The organism is Candidatus Rokuibacteriota bacterium (assembly GCA_030647435.1).
In the GTDB taxonomy this organism is placed as follows: domain Bacteria; phylum Methylomirabilota; class Methylomirabilia; order Rokubacteriales; family CSP1-6; genus AR37.
Genome location: JAUSJX010000140.1, coordinates 1 through 15,938, shown reverse-complemented (window position 1 = coordinate 15,938; position 15,938 = coordinate 1). Strand labels below are relative to the sequence as shown.

The 15,938-nt window shown below is 68.2% G+C and carries 19 protein-coding genes; 2 read left to right on the top strand and 17 right to left on the bottom strand.

What is annotated here, in order from left to right; all coding sequences use genetic code 11:
- From Q7W02_24760 to nuoF, 10 genes are all read right to left on the bottom strand, one after another.
- Nucleotides 1–840, bottom strand: an 840-nt coding sequence (locus Q7W02_24760; GenBank protein ID MDO8479341.1) for an FAD-dependent oxidoreductase, incomplete at its 3' end; no start/stop codon positions are given.
- Nucleotides 841–1,003: 163 nt separating this feature from the next.
- A complete protein-coding gene (locus Q7W02_24755) occupies nucleotides 1,004–2,320 on the bottom strand; it encodes a dihydrolipoamide acetyltransferase family protein (GenBank protein MDO8479340.1) in 1,317 nt (438 codons plus the stop codon).
- On the bottom strand, nucleotides 2,317–3,294 hold the full coding sequence (locus tag Q7W02_24750) for a pyruvate dehydrogenase complex E1 component subunit beta (GenBank protein MDO8479339.1): 978 nt from the start codon (nucleotides 3,292–3,294) through the stop codon (nucleotides 2,317–2,319). The genes Q7W02_24755 and Q7W02_24750 overlap by 4 nt, the downstream gene beginning before the upstream one ends.
- 4 nt (nucleotides 3,295–3,298) lie before the next feature.
- Nucleotides 3,299–4,297 (bottom strand): pyruvate dehydrogenase (acetyl-transferring) E1 component subunit alpha, encoded by a 999-nt coding sequence (pdhA, locus tag Q7W02_24745; protein ID MDO8479338.1) that lies wholly within the window; start codon nucleotides 4,295–4,297, stop codon nucleotides 3,299–3,301.
- A 4-nt stretch (nucleotides 4,298–4,301) separates the two neighbouring features.
- Nucleotides 4,302–4,604 carry an NADH-quinone oxidoreductase subunit NuoK gene (nuoK, locus tag Q7W02_24740; protein MDO8479337.1) on the bottom strand — a complete coding sequence of 101 codons (303 nt, stop codon included), beginning with the start codon at nucleotides 4,602–4,604 and terminating at the stop codon, nucleotides 4,302–4,304.
- 1 nt (nucleotide 4,605) lies between these two features.
- Nucleotides 4,606–5,109 carry an NADH-quinone oxidoreductase subunit J gene (locus Q7W02_24735; protein MDO8479336.1) on the bottom strand — a complete coding sequence of 168 codons (504 nt, stop codon included), beginning with the start codon at nucleotides 5,107–5,109 and terminating at the stop codon, nucleotides 4,606–4,608.
- A complete protein-coding gene (locus Q7W02_24730) occupies nucleotides 5,109–5,747 on the bottom strand; it encodes an NADH-quinone oxidoreductase subunit I (protein MDO8479335.1) in 639 nt (212 codons plus the stop codon). Before Q7W02_24730 ends, Q7W02_24735 begins: the two co-directional genes overlap by 1 nt.
- Nucleotides 5,748–5,750: 3 nt before the next feature.
- Nucleotides 5,751–6,863: an NADH-quinone oxidoreductase subunit H gene (locus Q7W02_24725; GenBank protein ID MDO8479334.1), complete on the bottom strand. Its 1,113-nt coding sequence runs from the start codon at nucleotides 6,861–6,863 to the stop codon at nucleotides 5,751–5,753.
- A complete protein-coding gene (locus Q7W02_24720) occupies nucleotides 6,860–8,473 on the bottom strand; it encodes a 2Fe-2S iron-sulfur cluster-binding protein (protein MDO8479333.1) in 1,614 nt (537 codons plus the stop codon). Before Q7W02_24720 ends, Q7W02_24725 begins: the two co-directional genes overlap by 4 nt.
- Complete coding sequence (nuoF, locus tag Q7W02_24715; GenBank protein MDO8479332.1) at nucleotides 8,466–9,722, bottom strand: NADH-quinone oxidoreductase subunit NuoF; 1,257 nt, start codon at nucleotides 9,720–9,722, stop codon at nucleotides 8,466–8,468. The genes Q7W02_24720 and nuoF overlap by 8 nt, the downstream gene beginning before the upstream one ends.
- 128 nt (nucleotides 9,723–9,850) lie before the next feature.
- On the opposite strand from nuoF, the gene Q7W02_24710 reads away from it, so the two are divergent.
- Together Q7W02_24710 and Q7W02_24705 are read left to right on the top strand one after the other, a co-directional pair.
- Nucleotides 9,851–10,135: a hypothetical protein gene (locus Q7W02_24710; protein MDO8479331.1), complete on the top strand. Its 285-nt coding sequence runs from the start codon at nucleotides 9,851–9,853 to the stop codon at nucleotides 10,133–10,135.
- A gap of 3 nt (nucleotides 10,136–10,138) precedes the next feature.
- A complete protein-coding gene (locus Q7W02_24705) occupies nucleotides 10,139–10,312 on the top strand; it encodes a hypothetical protein (protein MDO8479330.1) in 174 nt (57 codons plus the stop codon).
- An 11-nt stretch (nucleotides 10,313–10,323) separates the two neighbouring features.
- On the opposite strand, the gene Q7W02_24700 is transcribed toward Q7W02_24705, so the two are convergent.
- The 7 genes from Q7W02_24700 to Q7W02_24670 all read right to left on the bottom strand — a co-directional run bounded on the left by Q7W02_24700 (nucleotide 10,324) and on the right by Q7W02_24670 (nucleotide 15,772).
- Entirely contained in the window at nucleotides 10,324–10,812 is a 489-nt protein-coding gene (locus Q7W02_24700) for an NAD(P)H-dependent oxidoreductase subunit E (GenBank protein ID MDO8479329.1), read from the bottom strand.
- On the bottom strand, nucleotides 10,802–12,175 hold the full coding sequence (locus Q7W02_24695) for an NADH-quinone oxidoreductase subunit D (protein ID MDO8479328.1): 1,374 nt from the start codon (nucleotides 12,173–12,175) through the stop codon (nucleotides 10,802–10,804). Before Q7W02_24695 ends, Q7W02_24700 begins: the two co-directional genes overlap by 11 nt.
- Nucleotides 12,176–12,297: 122 nt before the next feature.
- Nucleotides 12,298–12,795, bottom strand: coding sequence for an NADH-quinone oxidoreductase subunit C (locus Q7W02_24690; protein MDO8479327.1), 498 nt, complete (start codon nucleotides 12,793–12,795; stop codon nucleotides 12,298–12,300).
- Nucleotides 12,796–12,803: 8 nt separating this feature from the next.
- Nucleotides 12,804–13,262 carry an NADH-quinone oxidoreductase subunit B gene (locus Q7W02_24685; protein ID MDO8479326.1) on the bottom strand — a complete coding sequence of 153 codons (459 nt, stop codon included), beginning with the start codon at nucleotides 13,260–13,262 and terminating at the stop codon, nucleotides 12,804–12,806.
- Nucleotides 13,253–13,582, bottom strand: coding sequence for an NADH-quinone oxidoreductase subunit A (gene ndhC, locus Q7W02_24680; protein MDO8479325.1), 330 nt, complete (start codon nucleotides 13,580–13,582; stop codon nucleotides 13,253–13,255). The genes Q7W02_24685 and ndhC overlap by 10 nt, the downstream gene beginning before the upstream one ends.
- Before the next feature lie 22 nt (nucleotides 13,583–13,604).
- The gene (lipA, locus tag Q7W02_24675) at nucleotides 13,605–14,528 is read right to left on the bottom strand and encodes a lipoyl synthase (protein ID MDO8479324.1); all 924 of its coding nucleotides are present in this window, start codon (nucleotides 14,526–14,528) and stop codon (nucleotides 13,605–13,607) included.
- Nucleotides 14,529–14,563: 35 nt separating this feature from the next.
- Entirely contained in the window at nucleotides 14,564–15,772 is a 1,209-nt protein-coding gene (locus Q7W02_24670; GenBank protein ID MDO8479323.1) for an O-antigen ligase family protein, read from the bottom strand.
- Nucleotides 15,773–15,938: the final 166 nt, after the last annotated feature.

Genomic DNA, 15,938 nt, shown 5'->3' with positions numbered 1-15,938 from the left:
CCCCAGGCCCTTCGTCCTCGCCGCGCGCCCGACGGCCATGAGCACCCGCGCGGCCGTGAGCGTCTCGCGCTTGCCTTCGGCGTCGATCTCCACGGCGACGCTTCCCTTGCCCGGCGTGACCTTCACGACCTTGACGCCCGTGCGCACCGTCACGCCCCGGCGCGTGAAGAGCCGCGCGATCAGGGCCCCCGCCTCCTCGTCCTCCACGGGCAGCACGCGCGGCAGCGCCTCGAGGACGGTCACCTCCACGCCGTAGGCGCGGTAAACGTCAGCGAACTCCATGCCGACAGCTCCTGCGCCGATCACGATCAGCGAGGCGGGCCGGATCTCGGAGCGGACCGCGCCGTTGGAGGAGATCACCCGGGTCTCGTCTATGGTGACGCCGGGCAGCGACTTGGGCTCGGAGCCCGTGGCGAGGATGATCGCCCGGCGAGCTTCGAGGACCTCCACGCCGTCCTTGCCCTTGACCTCGACGACGCTCTTCGACTTGAGGGAGCCCACGCCCGCGACGAGGGTGATCTTGTTCTTGCGGAAGAGGAACTCGACGCCCTTGGCCATGCGGTCGGCGACGCGCCGTGAGCGCTGGATCGCCTGGCCGTAGTCGGCCCGCCACTCCCCGACCGTGATGCCGAACTCTTCTGCCCGGTGGAAAAGGTCTACTACTTCGGCGTTTCGCAGGAGGGCCTTGGTGGGAATGCACCCCCAGTTGAGGCAGACGCCGCCGGGCCTGTCGTCTTCCACCGCGCCGACCGAGAGGCCGAGCTGGGCGCAGCGGATCGCGGCGACGTAGCCGCCGGGACCCGTGCCGACCACGACGACGTCGAAAGCCTGGGTGGCCACCGCCTACGCCGCCTTCTTCACGGACGCTTCTCCAGCGTGCTAGCCGCCCCCTCACCCTGTCCCTCTCCCCCTTCGGGGGCGAGGGGATCGACAACAGCCCCCTCTCCCTCGGAGAGGGAGAGGGTCGGGGTGAGGGCGGCGCTGTGTTCGCGGATCATGCGGACTACACGAGTAGCCGGAGGGGCTCTTCCAGGAGCCGCTTCACGTCCTGGAGGAAGCGGGCGCCCATGGCGCCGTCCATCACGCGGTGGTCGCAGGAGATGGTCATCTTCATGCGGCGCCCGACGCGGAGCTGGCCGCCTTCGGCCACGGGCTTCTCGAGCACGGACCCAACCGCGAGAATGGCGCCCTCGGGCGGGTTGATGATCGCCGAGAACTCCTCGACGTCGTACATGCCGAGGTTGGAGATGGAGAAGGTCGCTCCGGAGAGCTCCTGGACGCGGAGCTTGCCGCCCCGCGCGCGCTCGGCCAGGTCACGGGCCTCGACGGCGATCTGCGCCAGCGGCTTGGCGTCGCAATCGCGCAGCACGGGCGTGATCAGCCCCTCCTCGAGGGCGACGGCGAGGCCGATGTGGGCGCGGTGGAAGACGCGGATACTCTGCCCTTGGAGCTGTGCGTTCACGCCGGGGTTCTTGAGCAGCGCCAGCGAGCAGGCCTTGACGACCATGTCGGTGACGGAGACCTTCGGCTGCCCCTCGAGGGCGTTCAGCTCGGCGCGGAGCGCCCAGGCGCGGTCCATCGAGACTTCCGACGTGACGTAGAAGTGCGGCACCGGGCCCTTGGAGAGCGGCATCCGCTTGGCGATGATGGCGCGCATCGAGCTGAGCGGCCTGTCCTCGAACTCGGCGCCCGTCCGGGGCGGGATCACGAATTGTGGCCGTGCCGGCGCCGCAGCGGGCGCCGCTGGGCTCGGGCCGGCCGCGGCAGCGGGACGGGGCGACACGGCGGCGGACTCGACGTCGCGCCTCACGATGCGACCGCCGGGACCTGTCCCCTGGATCAATCGCAGGTCCACGCCGGACTGGGCGGCGACCTTGCGGGCCAGCGGCGAGGCCTTGACCCTGCCGCCTGCCGGCGCCCCCACAGAGGACACCGCCGCCATCGGCACCACGGCGCTCGTCTCCGGCACCGACCGGTAGGACTCCATGGCCGGCAGCGGGGCCGGCAGCGGGGCCGCCGCCGGAGCCGACGCGGGAGCCGGAGGCGGCGGAGCGGCGGAGGCGACGGCGCCGATGTCATCCGCGGCGTCGGCGATCACGCCGATCAGCTCGCCCACCGGCACCTGCCCGCCCTCGTGGACCACGATCTTGCGCAGGACACCACCGCCGAAGGCCTCGATCTCCACGTTGGCCTTGTCGGTCTCGATCTCGGCGATGACGTCGCCGCCCTTGATGGCGTCGCCTTCCTTCTTCAGCCACTTGATGACCTTGCCGGTCTCCATGGCCTCGCTGAGCTTGGGCATTATGACCTTGGTGATCATGCGCACACCTTTCGGATAGCCGCGGCGATCTTTGCCTTGGAGGGGGTCTTGAGCAGCTCGAGGTTCTTCGCGTAGGGCATGGGCGCGTTCTCGCCTGTGATGCGGCAGACCGGCGCGTCGAGGTCGTCGAAGGCCTCTTCCTGGATGGTGGCGGCGATCTCCGACCCCATGCCGGCGAAGCCCGCGCCCGCCTCGATCACGGCGCAGCGGTGGGTCTTGCGCACCGAGCCCAGGATCGTGGCCGTGTCCATCGGGCGCAGGGTCCGCGGGTCGACGATCTCGATGGAGATGCCGTCCTTGGCGAGCTCCTCGGCGACCTCGAGGGCGCGGTAGAGCATGCCCATGTACGCGACGACGGTGATGTCGGTGCCCTCACGGCGGATTGCGGCCTGGCCCAACGGGATCAGGAAGTCCGGGTCCTCGGGCACCTCGCCCTTGATGGCGTACAGCGTCTCGGACTCGATGAAGATGACCGGGTTGTCGTCCCGGATGGCGGACTTGAGCAGGCCCTTGGCGTCGGCCGGCGTCGAGGGGCGGACGACCTTGAGCCCCGGCACGTGGTAGAAGTACACTTCCATGCTCTGCGAGTGCTGCGCCGCGAGCTGCGAGGCGGGCCCGCCGGGGCCGCGGATGACGATGGGGATGTTGTACTGGCCGCCCGACATGTAGCAGAGCTTGGCGGCCGAGTTCACGATCTGGTCGAGCGCCAGGATGGAGAAGTTGAACGTCATCATCTCGATCACGGGGCGCAGCCCCAGCATGGCCGAGCCCACGCCGACCCCGGTGAAGCCCGACTCGCAGATCGGCGTGTCGATGATGCGCTTCTCCCCGAACTCTTTGAGGAGGCCCTGCGTCACCTTGTAGGCGCCCTCGTAGAGGCCGACCTCTTCGCCCATGACGTAGACGCGCGGGTCGCGGCGCATCTCCTCTCTCAAGGCCAGGTTGAGCGCTTCGCGATACGTCATGACGGCCATCGCGCTAGTCCTTGTACACGTCTGTGAAGAGCTCTTCCGGCGCGGGCGGGGGCGAGGCTTCGGCGAAGGCGACGGCCTCGTCCACCTGATCGCTCACGGACTTCTCGATCATCTTGATGTCGGCGGCGGTCAGCGCCCCGTCCTTCACGCAGCGCTCGGAGAAGAGCTCGATCGGGTCGCGCAGCTTCTCGCGCTCGACCTCCTCCTTGGTGCGGTAGATCGCGCCCGCCGGGTCCCGCATCGAGTGCCCCCGGAAGCGGTAGGTGCGCGCCTCGATGAGGGCCGGGGACCGGTCCCGCCGCGCCCGCTCCACGGCCCGCCCGACGCATTCGCGCACCGCCAGCACGTCCATGCCGTCCACCGGCTCGCCGTGAATGCCGTACGTCTCGGCGAAACGCCAGATCTCCGTCTGCGCGAGGGCCCGGTGGATGGCCGTGCCCATGGCGTAACGGTTGTTCTCGCAGATGAAGAGGACCGGCAGCTTCCAGAGCGCCGCGAGGTTAAGCGACTCGTGGAACTCGCCCGCCGGCACCGCGCCGTCGCCGAAGAAGCAGAGCACCACCTGGTCACCGCCCTGGTACTTGATGCCGAAGCCGGCGCCGGCCGCCAGCGGCAGGTGGGCGCCGACGATGCCGTGGCCGCCGAGGAAGTTGACGCTCTTGTCGAAGAGGTGCATGGAGCCGCCCTTGCCGTGGCTGAGCCCGTCGCGCCGTCCGAAGAGCTCGGCCATGATGCGCTTCGGGTCGGAGCCCTTGGCAAGGCAGTGGCCGTGCTCGCGATAGGACGACACGGAGTAGTCGTCCGGGCGCAGCGCGGACGTGGCGCCGACCGCCACGGCCTCCTGGCCGATGTAGAGGTGCAGGAACCCGCCGATCTTGCCCATTGAGTACATCTCGGCGGCCTTCTCCTCGAAGCGCCGGATCAGCTGCATCTGGATGAGGAGTTTCCCGGCCAGCGCGGCGTCGAGCCTGGCGCTGGGGACCGCGGCCTTCGTTTGCGCCATTACGCTACCCCCGCATCAGCGACAGCTCGTCCACCGAGAGGCGGCGGCGGAGCCGGAAGATGGCGACGATGATCGCGAGCCCGACCGCGACTTCCGCGGCGGCCACGCACAAGACGAAGAACACGAGCACCTGTCCGTCGACGGAGCCGTGGCGCTGGCCGAAGGCCACGAGGGCGAGATTGGCGGCGTTGAGCATGATCTCGATCGACATGAAGATCACGAGCGGGTCGCGCCGGACCAGCACGCCCAGCACGCCGATGACGAAGAGGACGGCCGAGAGCCCGACGTAGTCGGACGTGGGGACCATGCTACGCCGTCCTGCGCTTGGCCAAGGCCATCACGCCGACCAGGGCGACTAGGAGCAGCACCGACGTGACCTCGAACGGGAAGAGGTAGTCCGTGAAGAGCGCCCGGCCGATCGCGGCCACGCCGCCGGGCACGGCCGCCGCCGGCGCTTGGCCCTTGAACAGCGCCGAGCGCAGCATCACCGCCAGGAGGACGAGCAGGAGCCCCCCCACCGGCACGGCGAGCAGGCGCTGCGAGCGCAGCGGGTCGGGGCCGGTCTCCTCCTTGCCCGGGATCAGCACCATGATGGCGAAGACGAAGAGGACGGCGATGGCGCCGGCGTACACGATGACCTGCGCGGCCGCGAGGAACTCGGCGCGCATCTTGAGGAAGAGCGCGGCCAGCGTCGCGAGATGCGCCACGAGGAAGAGCGCGCTGTGAATGGGGTTGCGCCTCAGCACGACGCCCACGGCCGAGCCGACGGCCATCACCGCGAGGATCCAGAACGCGATTTGTCCCGGCGTCATCAGGGCATGCTCCGCTTGGGCAGTGCGCCCCGCTCGAGGGGCATGCCCCGGTCGGCGGGGATGGGCACGGGCGAGGTCGGGGCGCCGTTGTGCCCGGCGGGCTCGAGCGCCAGCAAGGTCTCCTTCGTGTAGATCATCCCGCCGCGGCTGTAGGAGGAGAACTCGAGGATGCCCGTGTCCATGCGGATGGCGTCCTCGGGGCACGCCTCGACGCAGTAGCCGCAGAAGACGCACTTGCCGAGGTCGATGTCGAAGCGCTCGGGCACCTTCTCGATCTCGGGGTTCGGGTGCTCCGAGGCCACGATGTAGATGCAGTGGGCCGGGCAGACCGTCTCGCACATCATGCAGGCGACGCAGCGGGGCGAGCCGTCCTCGCGCCGCACGAGGCGGTGGAGGCTCCTGAGCCGCGCCGCGTAGGGCCGCCGCTCGTCCGGGTACTGGATGGTGACGGCACCGTGGGCGCTCTTGACGCCGAAGACCGTGTGCAGCGTGTGCCGCCACATGTTGGCGAAGAAGCGGATGCCCGTCAGCTTGAGCCCCAGCAGCACCTCGACCAGGTAGAAACGCTGGAAGAAGCCGAGGCGGCTCGAGTGCCGCGCGTCCGCCGGCGTGTTCGAGCGCTGGTAAGGCGACGCCATGGCTCAGGCCTTTCCCAGGAGCAGGAGCACGAGCCCCGTCAGCACGATATTGAGGATGGACAGCGGGAAGAGACCCAGCCAGCCCAGCCGCATCGCCTGGTCGTAGCGGAAGCGGGGCAGCGTCCAGCGGATCAGCATCAGGAACCAGATCAGGACGGACACCTTCGTCAGGAACGCACCGACCTGGAGCGCCGTCACCAGGAGGTGCGGGAGCGGCACCTCGAGTCCCCACGGGAAGGCGAAGCCGGAGGACGCCAGGTACGGCACCTGCCAACCGCCCAGGAAGAGCGCGGTCGTCATGCCCGCGATCACCACGGTCTCGAGGAAGTCCGTCATCATAAACATGCCGAACTTCATGCCGCTGTACTCCACGAAGTAGCCGATGATCTCCGACTCGCCCTCGGGCGTGTCGAACGGGATGCGCTTGGTCGCCGCGATGCCGGCCGTGAGGAAGAGGAAAAAGGCCAGCGGCTGCGTCAGGATGCCCCAGGCGGGGACCCACCTGCCGAAGTACTGCGGCAGGAGCGGCAGCCCCTGGGCGCGGGCGATGTCCTGCATGTTGAGCGAGCCGTAGACCATCACGACACCCATGATCGAGGCGCCGATGGCGACCTCCGCCGAGATCATGAGCGCAGCGGCGCGCTGGGCGCCCAGGAGCGCGTAGTTGTTGGCCGAGGACCAGCCCGCCATCATGAGCCCGTAGACGCCGAGGGAGAGCATCGCCAGCACGTAGAGGACGCCGACGTTCAGCGTCACCGCCTGGAGCTGGATCTCGCGCCCGGCGATCCGGAGCGTGTCGCCGAACGGGATCGAGGCGAAGGCGGCCAACCCGAAAAAGACCGACACGAACGGCGCCAGCGTGAACATCAGCCGGTCGGCGCGTCCCGGCATGAAATCTTCCTTCGTCAGCAACTTGAGGACGTCGGCCAGCGGGTGGAGCAGGCCCAGGATGCGGATACCGAAGATGCTCGCACGGTTGGCGCCGATCCGGTCCTGCATGATGGCCGACTGCTTGCGCTCGACCCAGCCCAGGATCCCGCCGAAGTTGAGCACCACGAACATGGTGAAGGCGACGGGCAGGGCGATCAGCAGGAGATCGAGAGCCGTGCCGCTCATGCCTTCACCGTCGCGCCCGCGTCGCCGATGCCGCGATAGGTCATGCCCGCGAAGGCCGGCACGGTCGATGCGAGCGCGTTGAAGACCTGCTCGGAGCGCTCGGCGACGAAGACAGGGTCCTGGAAGCCCAGGGCCTTCCCGACGAAGGACAGGATCATCCAGTCGGGCCATGCCTCTCCCGGGGGCGTGAGCGCGGTGCGGAAGCGCTGGACGCGCCCCTCGAAATTCGTGAAGGTGCCCTCGCACTCGACGTAGGCGGCGCTCGGCAGCACGAGGTGCGCCCGCGCTGAAACCTCGCCCGCGCTGGAGGTGCCCTGGAAGACCACGGTCTCGGCACCCTCGAGGGCTTCCAGCACCTCGGCCTCCGGCCAGGCCGCGGCCCAGAGGTCGTGGTGGAAGACCCAGAGGAGCTTGAGCTGCTTCTCGCGCGCGGCGCGCAGCATCCCGGCCGCGTCCAGCCCCCCCTGCCCAGGGCCGATGCCGAGCAACTCCGCGCCGCGGCTGTTGGGATTTTTGTCGGCGCGGATCAGGAAGTTGTCCTCGTCGCCCGGCGCGCGCGGCGGCACCCGAAAGTCGATGTTCCGCACTCCCAGCTGCTCGGCGAGCCGCCGCAGGACCCAGAGGTCTTCATTCGACATCTGGGGCGAGGCGAGGAAGCCGATCTCCTCGGGCCGCGTGCGCTGCAACGTCGTGACGAGCTCGGGCAGGGCGCGGTCCCACGATACTTCCGTCGCCTGCGCGCCGGCGCGATGGAGCGGCTGGGCGAGCCGGCTCTTGTCGTCGATCCACTTGAAGCCGTAGCGGCCGGCGTCGCAGATCCACCACTTGTTGACGTCCGCGTTGAAGCGGGGCTTGAGCCGCGCCACGCGCCGGCCCTCGTTGTGGTGGGTCCGGTGCTTGTTGGTGTGGACCTCGATGTTGCAGCCGCGGGCGCAGCCGTTGCAGACGCTCTTGGCCGTGTCGAGGTACCAAACACGCACCTGGAAGCGGAAGTCGCGGTCCGTCAGCGCGCCCACCGGGCAGATGTCGATGACGTTGCCCGAGTACTTGTTCTCGAGCGTCTTGCCCGGGAAGAGGCCGATCTCGGACTGGTCGCCCCGGTGGAAGATGCCGAGCTCGCCGGTGTGCGTCACCTCGTCGCAGTAGCGGACGCAGCGCGAGCAGAGGATGCAGCGCTCGGCGTCGAGGATGACGTGGGGGCCGAGCGGCACGGCCTTCGGCTTGTGGACCTTCTCGTCCGTCATCCGCGAGTCGTACAGGCCGTGCTTCATGTAGTAGATCTGGAGGAAGCACTCGCCCGCCTGGTCGCACACGGGGCAGTCCAGCGGATGGTTGATCAGGTGGAACTCCATCATCGAGCGCCGGGTCTCCTTGACCCGCTCGGTCTCGGTGTGGACCACCATGCCCTCGGCCGCCTGGATGTTGCACGCGATCTGCGGGCGCGGCACCTTGTCGATGTCCACCATGCAGAGCCGGCACTGGCCGGCGATCGAGAGCGCCGGGTGGTAGCAGTAGTGCGGCACCTCGGCGCCGGCGGCCTTCGCGGCCTCGATGAGGTTGGTCCCCTCCGGGACCTCGACCTCTTTCCCGTTGATCGTGAGCTTAGGCATGGGCCCCACTAAGGATCAGGTCCTCGAACTCCGAGCGGAACTTCTCGATGTAGCTGATGTACGGCCCGACGGCGCCGTCGTAGAACGCGCAGATGGTCGTCCCGGCGCCGCGCTTCGCGACGTCCAGGATCGTGTCCAGGTCCTCCTTGCGCCCCTTGCCCTCGATGATGCGCCGGGACATCTTGTAGATCCACCCGGTGGACTCCCGGCACGGCGTGCACTGGCCGCAGCTCTCGTGCGCGTAGAAGCGCGCGACGACCATGAGCGCCTCGGGAATGGACACGGTCTCGTCCATCACGATGACGCCGGCGGAGCCGATCATGGAGCCCTTGCTCTTTGGCCCGTCGACATCCATCTGGATGTCGATCTCGTCGGGCGTCAGGATGGCGGCCGACGAGCCGCCCGGCACCACGGCCTTGAGCTTCTTGCCTCCACGGATACCGCCACAACGATCGTAGATCAGCTGCCGCAGCGTGATCGACACCGGCGCTTCGACCACGCCGGGCGTCACGACGTGCCCGGACACGGAGTACAGCCTGGTGCCGCCCTGGCTCTTGGTGCCCAGGCCCGCGAACCACGCAGCACCCCGGTTGATGATGTGCGGCACCGCCATGATGGTCTCGACGTTGTTGACGATGGTAGGCCGACCGAACGCTCCCTTGATCGCGGGGAACGGCGGCTTGATCTTGGGCCACCCCTTCTTCCCCTCGAGGGAAGACAGGAGCCCCGTCTCCTCGCCGCAGATGTAGGCGCCGGCGCCGCGGTGGAGCACGATGTCGAAGTCGAAGCCGGAGCCCTGGATGTTCTTGCCGAGGAGCCCCGCCGCGTAGGCTTCCTTGACCGCGCCGTCCAGGATCCGCCACGGCTTGACGTACTCGCCGCGGATGTAGACGAAGCCCGTATGCGAGTCGATGGCGCGTGCCGCGATGACCATCCCCTCGATGAGGGCGTGCGGGTCCCGCTCCATGAGGAAGCGATCTTTGAACGTGCCGGGCTCGCCCTCGTCGGCGTTGATCACGAGATACCTGGGCGCCGTCGAGCCTTTCGGGATGAAGCCCCACTTGACGCCCGTCGGAAATGCCGCGCCGCCGAGTCCACGCAGATTGGCCTTCTTGACCTCCTCGGTGATCGCCGCGGGCTCCATCCCGAACGCCTTCGGCAGCGCCGTGTAGCCGCCCTGCTCCCGGTACCGCGTGAGCGTGTGCGAGTCCGCCAGGTGGAAGTTGCGGGTAAAGATCTTCTCAGTCATGGTCACTCACGAGCACTCGTGAGGAGGATCTGACAGTTGCCCTCCGAGGTTGAGCGTATCGAATGAGACACACGATCGGCGAAACGGCCGCATGATATGATCGCGGCTGGTCGTTGAGGAGGCCAAACATGGCAGTAGTGCTCAAGCCTGCGGAGATCAAGCTCACGGCCATCATCGAGCCGGCCGAGGGAGCGTTCGTCGCGCTCTGCCCGGAGCTCGACCTCGCCACCGAAGGTGACACGCCCGACGCGGCCCTCGCCGACCTCGTCGAGATGGCCCTCGATTACTCCGAGCAGTACACGGCCGAGTTCGACCGGTTCAGTCAGAGCCCCAACCGGGCACCTCACGCGCCGTACATCCGGGCGCTCAGAGCCACGCCGACCCCAGCCGGAGCGCGCGCACTCTTCGACTGACGGATGGCAACGGCCACCTACCGGGAGTTCCGGGTGGTCATTCAGCGTGCCGGCTTTCGACGGGTCCGGCTGAGCCACCAGATGGCACGGGACATTCCGACCCCTCTCTTCCGTCAGATGCTCAAGCAGGCCCGCCTGACACAGGCCGAGTTCCTCGCCCTGCTCCGCGGTCAGTAGCGCGATGTCAGTCACTTCAGGCCCTCGAGGATGCGGTCGACTTTCTCCGGCGTCAGGTTGCCCTCGTAGCGGTCGTCCACCTGCATCATCGGCGCCTGCTCGCAGGCGCAGAGGCATTCGACGGTGAGGAAGGTGATCCCGCCGTCCGGCGTGGTCTCTCCGGGAGCGACTCCAAGCCGCTCCTCGAGGTGCCCGATGATGCCCTTGGCGTTCATGAGGTGGCAGGAGAGGTTGTGGCAGACGGACACGACGTGCCGTCCCTTGGGCTTCTGGAAGAAGAGCGTGTAGAAGGTCACCACCTCGTGGACGTGGGCCGGGCTCATCTCAAACAGCCCCGCGACGTATTCCTCCACCTCGAGCGACACGTAGCCATACGCCTCTTGTGCCAGGTGCAGCACGGGCAGGAGCGCGCCCTGCTTGTCCGGGTAGAGCCCCTGGAGCCGCCTGACCTCGGCCAGCTGCTCGGGCGTGAACTCGGGCCGCCGCGCGTCAGCGGTCAAGCTCGCCTCCGATCATGTTCACCGACCCGAAGGTGGGAACGATGTCGGCGACCATCTGCCCCTCGATCATGCGCGGCAGCGCGGCCACGGGCGGCAGGCACGGCGGGCGGCAGCGCACGCGGTACGGCCGGTCGCCGCCGTCGGAGACGACGTAGAAGCCGAGCTCGCCGTTGGCGCCCTCGGCCGCGAAGTAGGCCTCGCCCGCGGGCGGCCTGATGCCGTAGCCGTCCATCACGAGCATGAAGTGGTTCATCAGCCCCTCGATGGAGCCGTATGTCGTCTCCTTCGGGGGCAGGACGACCCTCTTGTCGGCGACGTTCACCCGTTCCTGCGCGGCGCGCCCCTGCCCCTGGAGATTGGGCGAGAGCGTGATGGGCAGCAGCAGCAGCCCTTCGGTCTTGCCCTGCTTGCCCCGGTCCACGTACGCGTCCACGGGAATCTCGCGGCCCTCGAAGTCCACGTTGATGGCGCCGCCCGGCATACGCTCAAGCGCCTGGTCCACCATGCGCATGGACTGCTCCATCTCGGCCATGCGGACGAGGTAGCGGTCGAAGTTGTCGCCGTTCTTCCCGAGCGGCACCTCGAACTCGACGCGGTCGTACGCCCAGTAGGGCTGGACGCGGCGGAGGTCGAAGGGCACGCCGGCCGCGCGGAGCAACGGCCCCGTGATGCCCCAGGCGATGCTCTCCTCGGCGGAGAGCGCCCCCACGCCGACCATGCGGTCCATGAAGATCCGGTTGCCGGTGATGAGCGTGTGGACTTCCGAGAGCACCTGCCGCACTTCGGCGAAGGCCTTCCGCACCTTGATGCCGAAGCCCTCGGGCAGGTCGGCCTTGACGCCGCCGACCCGGCCGTAGGAGATGGTCAGCCGCGCGCCTGTGACGTCCTCGACCAGCTCCCAGAGGAATTCGCGCGCCTTGATCATGTACAGGAAGACCGTGAAGGCGCCCAGCTCCATGGCGGAGGCGCCCACGCACGTCAGGTGGTCGCAGACCCGCGAGATCTCGCTCATGACCACACGGATGTACTTGCAGCGCTCGGTGATCTCGATGTCGAGGAGCTTCTCGACGGCCGAGGCGTAGGCGAAGTTGTTGATCAGCGGCGAGACGTAGTTGAGGCGGTCCGTGAAGGGGATGGCGTTGTTGTACGGGCCGATCTCGCATTCCTTCTCGAACGCGCGGTGCAGGTAGCCGATCTCGACGTCGGTCTTGACCACGACCTCGCCGTCGAGCTCGGCGAAGATGCGGATGATGCCGTGCATGGCCGGGTGCGCCGGGCCCAGGTTGACATAGAGGTTCTGGCTGCCGCTGCCGGCGCCGGGGCCTTCCCCCAGGAACAGCTCGCGCGCGGTGCGTTCCGGCATGGCTATCTCCGAACCATTTCAGCGCTCATCTCGTCATGATTCAACTCAGCCCTCGTCTCGCGGCTATACCGCTCATCTCGAACGTCCACGCCTGCGGCTCGTCGGCCATGTCTCGCCTCGCACTACACATTGGGCCCGATGAGCGGTTGGCGGCGCTCGATGGGGTAGTCCTTGCGGAGCGGGTGGCCGACGAACTCTTCGTACATCAGGAGGCGTCTCAGGTCCGGATGGCCCTCGAACCGGATGCCGAACATGTCCCACACCTCGCGCTCGAACCAGTTGGCGATGGGCCAGAGCCCCGTGGCGGTGGGCACGGACGCCGCGTCCTGCTCGACTCGCACCTTCAACCTAACCCGATGGTTGTGCGGGACGGAGTACAGGTGGTACACGACGTCGAAGCGCGGCCCGTCCTCGCGGCCTGGGAACTTGAGGTAGTCCACGGCGGTGAGATCCATCAGCATGTCGAAGCGGAGTAGGGCGTCGTCCCGGCAGTACCCGAGCGCGTCGACGATGCCCTCGCGGGTAACGACGGCCGTGTGATCGCCGTGGTGCTCGTGGGTCTCGAGCACCCGCGCGCCCAGGCGCGCGCGCAGCCGCGCGAGAATGGCGGATCCGTCCATGATCGGGCCTAGTAGCGCTGCGCGCCCGCGGCGATCTTGTCCTGCAGCTTCATCAGGCCGTCGATGACGCTTTCGGGACGGGGGGGACAGCCGGGGATGTAGACGTCCACCGGGATGATGGTGTCTATCCCCTGGACCGTCGCGTAGTTGTTGTAGAAGCCGCCCGTGCAGGTGCAGACACCGAAGGCGACCACCCACTTGGGCTCGCACATCTGGTCGTAGATGCGCTTGAGCACGGGCGCCATCTTGTGGCTGATGGTGCCCACGACGAAGAGCACGTCGGCCTGGCGCGGTGAGAAGCGCGGCAGCCCCGCGCCGAACCGGTCGACATCATAGTGCGAGCAGGCGGTGGCCATGTACTCCATGCCGCAGCACGCCGTCACGAACGGGTACTGGAAGATGGAGAACTTGCGCGCCCAGCCGATCGCCTCGTCGAGCTTGGAGGTGAAAAAGGTCCCTACTCCCATTCGAGCCCCCGCTTTTGCCAGATGTAGAGGAAGCCGAGCATCAGGATGCCCAGGAAGACGAGCATGACCGAGAAGCCGAACCAGCCGAGGCTCCTGAACACCGTCGCCCACGGCCAGACGAACAGCAGCTCGATGTCGAAGATGATGAAGAAGATGGCGATGGTGGAGAACTTGATGGCGAAGCGTCCCTCGGGCAGCGCGATCGGATCTTTGCCGCACTCGAAGGGCTCCATCTTGGCCGCCGAGTAGCGCCTGGGCGCGATCAGCAGCGGGATGCCGAGCAGCGCCCCCGCCACCAGCGCGGACACCGCGAACACCATCAAGATCGACACATACTCCACGTCAGCGCGCCGATGCCGTGCCGGCGAGCTGGCCCTTGGCATGATAGGAGGAGCGCACCAGCGGCCCCGACTCGACGTGGGCGAAGCCGATGGCGCGTCCGGCTTCACCGAGCTCGGCGAACTCCTCGGGCGTGTAGTAGCGCGCGACCGGCAGGTGCTGCGCCGACGGCCTCAGGTACTGGCCGAGGGTCAGGATGTTGACGTCCGCCTGGCGCAGGTCGCGCATCGTTTCGAGCAGCTCGTCGCGCTCTTCGCCCAGACCGAGGATGATGCCGGACTTGGTCAGCAGGCGCGGCGCCGCCCGCCGCGCCCGGCGGAAGAGCTCCAGCGTGCGCTCATAGCGGCCGCCGTGGCGCGCGAGCTTGTAGAGGCGCGGCACCGTCTCCGTGTTGTGGTTGAGGATGTCCGGCGCCGCGTCGATCACGATCTGGAGGGCTTCGGATTTGCCCTGGAAGTCGGGGATCAGCAGCTCGACGCGGCAGGCGGGCACAAACCGCCTGATCGCCCGCACCGTCGCCGCGAAAACGCCCGCCCCGCCGTCGGCCAGGTCATCGCGGTTCACCGACGTGATGACGACGTGCTCGAGGCCGAGCTCGCCCACCGCGCGCCCCACGCGCTCCGGCTCCTCGCGGTCCTCCCACACGGGCTTGCCGTGCGCGACCGCGCAGTAGCCGCAGTTCCGCGTGCAGACATCCCCGAGGATCATGAACGTCGCGGTCGAATCCTCCCAGCACTCGCCGATGTTCGGGCAGTGCGCCTCCTCGCAGACCGAGTGGAGGTTCCACTCGCGCATGAGCCCCTTGAGTCGTATGTAGTTGGGCCCGCCGGGCGCGCGGACTTTCAGCCAGGCCGGCTTTGGGAGCCACGCCGGCTTTGGCGCTGTCGGCGGCCCGGACGGCTCGAGGAGGGGAAGCGGAAGTCCCATGGAAGTTTGTCCTTTTTCCCGTTTGGTCACGGTCATTATGGCACACCTTTCACAAGCGCAAAAGGCCCTCCGCGGGCGACGACATACGGGAGCGCCACGATGACCCAGGCGAGCATCACCACCTCGGAATCGCCGAAGTTGTACTCCGACGTCCCCGCCACGAGAAAGCCCGTGATGGCCGCGATGCTCCCGGCGACCAGGGCTCGCTCTCCGATGGCGGCCGCCGGCAGGCGCCGAAGGAGTCGCACCGCCTCCGTGTAGAACGCGGCCCAGATCCACAGCCACGCCAGCAAGCCGGCAACACCCAGCTCGACGAGGATCTGGAGCGCGGAGTTGTGCAAATGCCCTGTGCGCTTCCTCAAAGCCTCGGCCTGCGCGTAGTTGCGGTATTCGCGCTTGACGCCGCCCGGCCCCACCCCCAGCCACGGGTGCTCCCGCCACATGGCGATCCCGCTGCGCCACATGTAGATCCGCTCTTTGACGGTGACATCGTCGGGATTCGTCATCGTGACGACACGCTCGCGCAGGTGCTGCGGACCGGCCATGACCACCACGCCCACCACCAGGAACCCGGCTGCCAGGAGCCAGCGCCGCCGCCGGATCGCAGGACAGAGGGCAAGGACGCCCGCAGCGAAGCCGATCCAGGCGCCCCGCGTATATGTCGCCGCCAGCCCCGCGAGGCTCGCGAACCACTCGAACGCGAACCACGGGCGAAAGGTCGTGCCCAGAAGGAGCCGCGGCAGACTCACCAGCAGCGTCAGGCTCAGCACCCCCGCCAGCGTCATGTAGCTGCTGAAGAAGCCGCGGGCACGGGCGCACCGGTGGTAGAGCCAGGCCGGAAGGCCGTAGTCGGCCTCCGGGCCCGGGCAGAGGCTCACCTGCAGGAGTCCGACCACCGCCGCCCCCGCGACGGCGAGCGCCAGCGCCGACAGAAAGCGCTCGGCCCGCTCGGTGGAGTCGAGCTCGTCGGCTGAGACATAGAGGGCAGCGACGAGCAGGAGCTTTTTACAGGCGACCAAGGCCTCGCCCGGATGTGGCGCGAAAAGCGCCGACATCACGCTGACCGCGCCGAACGCCAGTACGGGGCGCCAGAGCGGCCACCGCACGGCTTCGCGAGCCTTGCGACCGCACAGCCTGCCGAGCCAGAACAGCGTCAGCAGGGCGAGCGCGGCTTGGGCGAGCGTGATGGAGAAGCCGAGACCCAGGACAAACGCCGCCAGGAGCGCCCGACGAGCGGTGGCCATCCCCTCGCCGACGGGCACGATGATCCTAGGAGCGTGTCGGAGAAATGAGCGCGAACTGCGCCCAGACGGAACCAGCGGGGGGTTGCGGGATCGTGGATCGGCACCGAGCCGGTTCGAGCCCATGCCCGCGCTGCGGTTTACGCATAGGCAACCTCACGCGCGGCAC